The organism is Selenomonas bovis DSM 23594, from assembly GCF_000381005.1.
In the GTDB taxonomy this organism is placed as follows: Bacteria; Bacillota; Negativicutes; order Selenomonadales; family Selenomonadaceae; genus Selenomonas_C; species Selenomonas_C bovis.
Genome location: NZ_KB908438.1, coordinates 1 through 3276, shown reverse-complemented (window position 1 = coordinate 3276; position 3276 = coordinate 1). Strand labels below are relative to the sequence as shown.

Sequence of the window (3276 nt, the reverse complement as noted above, 5' to 3'; positions counted from 1 at the left end):
TCATGATATGCTTGCGAAGCATATCTACAGGAATCATAGTGAAAGCAAGGACAAACACCAGGCCCCAGCCTGCCAGGCTGAAGGGAGTGCAGCTGAACATGGCCCCGATCCACTTGAAGGCCTCAAAAGGCACCAGTGCAGCATTGACAATCAGCATCTGCACCACAGCTATGATCAGCCATACGCGCAGGAAATCCGGGTTTTCATCCAGCCGCTTGAAAATCTCACTGCCATTATCCCTGACATTGAAGCCATTGAAGAGCGCACTGACCACAAACAGCACGAAGTAAGCCGTGTAAAGCTTTTCCTGGCTGCCAAAGAACTCAGCAAACCAAGGCACTGTGAGGAAGGCGAAACTCATAGCTGTGAGCCAGGCTGCCATGAAGAGTATCTGCACTGCCATGGGCTTGCTTATGACACTTTCATCGCGCCTGCGTGGCTTTTCCCTCATGTAGCGCTCAATGGCAGGCTCATTGCCCAGCATAATGGCCCCAAGGCTGTCCATAACCAAATTGATGAACAGCAAATGCACTACCCTGAGAGGCTCTGTGATGCCGAAGAACGGGCTACACGCCGTCACTACCACTGCTGCCACATTGATCATCAGCTGGAACTTGCAGAATTTCAGGATATTGTGGTAAATAGTCCTGCCATAGAGGACAGCGTCCTTGATGGAACGGAAATTGTCATCCAGTACCACAATCTCTCCGGCCTCTTTCGCAGCCTCCGTTCCACTGCCCATGGCAAAGCCCACATCTGCACGCTTCAGCGCCGGAGAATCATTGACACCATCGCCGGTCATGCCCACTACCAGATTCATTTCCTGGCACAAGCGCACCATGCGAGACTTGTCAGTGGGAAGGGCGCGGGCAATGACCCGGATATCCTTGATCTGGGCCTTCAATTCATCATCTGACATACTGGACAGCTGCATGGAGTCAAAAACTTTATCTTGGTCAGACTTGATAAGCCCGGCATCCTTAGCTATCGCAATAGCTGTCTCCTTGCGGTCACCTGTGATCATCACTACCTGAATGCCCGCCATCTGCACCTCATGAATAGCTTCCTGTGCCTCAGGACGCACATCATCGCGAATGGCAACCAGGCCAATAAGCACTGCATCATCATTCACGCGATTTTCCGTCATAGGCTGTGCCGAATAAGCAAAGGCGAGCACGCGCATAGCCCTGGCCGCATAGTCGTTGATTTTCTCATTCAGCTTGCCCAAGTCAACGGGAATCACATTCCCTGCCTGATCAACACCTTGCAGATTGTCTGATGCCATCAGACGTTCTGGTGCACCTTTGTAAAATACTTTCTGCTCTTCCTTTATTTCAGCCTGGCTGAACTTATTGGCAGAGTTGAAGCCCTGATGGGCACCTACCGTATATTTGCCCTGCAGTTCCTGATAATCTGCCTCTCCCAGGAACCTCATCAAGGCTTGGTCAGTAGCATTGCCCCCCAATACCTGATGGTTGGCATCGAACAAAGCAGCGCTGTTTTTGCCTATGGCAAGGTTCACCAATTTTTTCAGCCCTTCATGCTTGGGCAAGTCAGCCAAAGGAATAGCATTGCCATCTGCAGACAAGAATTCCACTACTTCCAGCTGCCCTTTGGTGATGGTGCCCGTCTTATCACTGAAGAGGATATTCAAGGAGCCTGCCGTCTCAATGCCTACAGCCTTGCGCACCAGTACATTATGGTCAAGCATACGGCTGGTATTCTGCATGAGCACCAGTGAAATCATCAGCGGCAGGCCCTCAGGCACAGCACAGACCACAATCAGGATGGCCAGGGAAACCGCCTCGACCGTATCCATCAGTATGCGTTCCCAGCCCAAGGCTCCATAAGCAGAAAAACCTCCAGCCCCCATGATGAAATAAGCCATATACAAGGCTACGATCACCACAGCCGACACATAACCAAATATAGAAATCTGCTCTGCCAGCTTGCTGAGTTTCACTTTCAGGGGCGAATCAGGTTCGTCCTCATTCATTTCCGCCGCCATCTTGCCCATCATGGTAGAAAGGCCGACTTTGCGGACGGAGAGAATCCCCTCGCCATCAAAAACGACTGTGCCCCGGAACAACAGATGGCTGCCTGTCAGATCATCACCAGTAATGGTTTCCGGAAAAATTATCTTCTCATCAGATGAAGTTTTCTTGCATTCCTCAACTTCGCCATTCAGAGCTGAGTTATTTACCCTCAGGTCACCATCTTCAAGGACTCCGTCAGCAGGAATCTTGTCACCAGATTGCAGAAGCACCATGTCCCCCACAACCACCTCATCCATCTCCAGATTGCAGACCTTGCCTTCCCTGTAAACCTTGCAGGTGTCTTTCTTGGTGCTTTCCTTCAGTTCCCGATACTTGGTGTCACTTGCTACCCCCGTCTTCGCCGTGACAAAAGCCACAATCAGGACTGCCACGATAGTGCCCAGCGGCTCATATATCTGTGCATGCCCCAGCGAATACATGACAAGCATGATAACAACAATAACTAGCAAGATGCGAATCATGGGATCATTGAAAGTTTCCTTGAATTCATCCCAAAAGGTGGTTGGTTCCGAATCAGGTATCACATTATCCCCATACTTCTGCCTCGATGCCTCGACTTCTGACTTGCTAAGGCCCTGCACTGGCTTCATGCCCATCCCTCCTAAATACACAACAAAAAACGTCCGCCCCTGCTAGACAGAAATCAGCTCATACCCACACGGCATGTATGCCCACTTCCTATCCAGCAGCAGAGGACGATATTATACTTTACTGAATTTGTCAGAAAACCGGGAATACACCACCCTCCCTTGCAAACATTAGTAAATGTTGTATTTATCTCTCTAATCCCATTCACATCTACACATCGCATCTCTGTCATACTCCTTTGATTACCCCATCACTTCATGGCTCTATTATACATATTCAACGTGATTTTAAATCTTCCTGCTTTTATCCCCAAAAACTATTGGATAATTGCAAGTGCAAATTGAACAGTTGTTTTAATCAAGAACATTCATCAATAGCATAGACTTCATCGAGAAAATGGTCGAAGAGCTCTGCTGGAGTGTGATATCCCAGAATACGGCGCGGACGCTGGTTTAGCTCGTCCGCGATGCTCAGAACATCTTCATCACTGTAGCATTCGATCGATGTCCCTTTGGGGATGTAATCCCGCAGGAGGCCATTGTGCCGCTCGTTCTGAGGACGTTCCCATGAGCTGTACGGGTGCGTGAAATAGATCTTCGTGCCAAGCTGCTCATACTGAGAGAATGTCTCA

At 49.5% G+C, this 3276-nt stretch carries 2 protein-coding genes; both read right to left on the bottom strand.

Annotation, left to right across the window (positions count from 1 at the left end; all coding sequences use genetic code 11):
* A partial coding sequence (locus tag F599_RS0113015; protein WP_019543927.1) for a calcium-translocating P-type ATPase, PMCA-type occupies window positions 1-2647 on the bottom strand: 2647 nt, incomplete at its 3' end.
* 355 nt (window positions 2648-3002) lie between these two features.
* Window positions 3003-3276: IS30 family transposase (locus F599_RS14525; RefSeq protein ID WP_019543926.1), on the bottom strand; the 274-nt coding region annotated here is incomplete at its 5' end.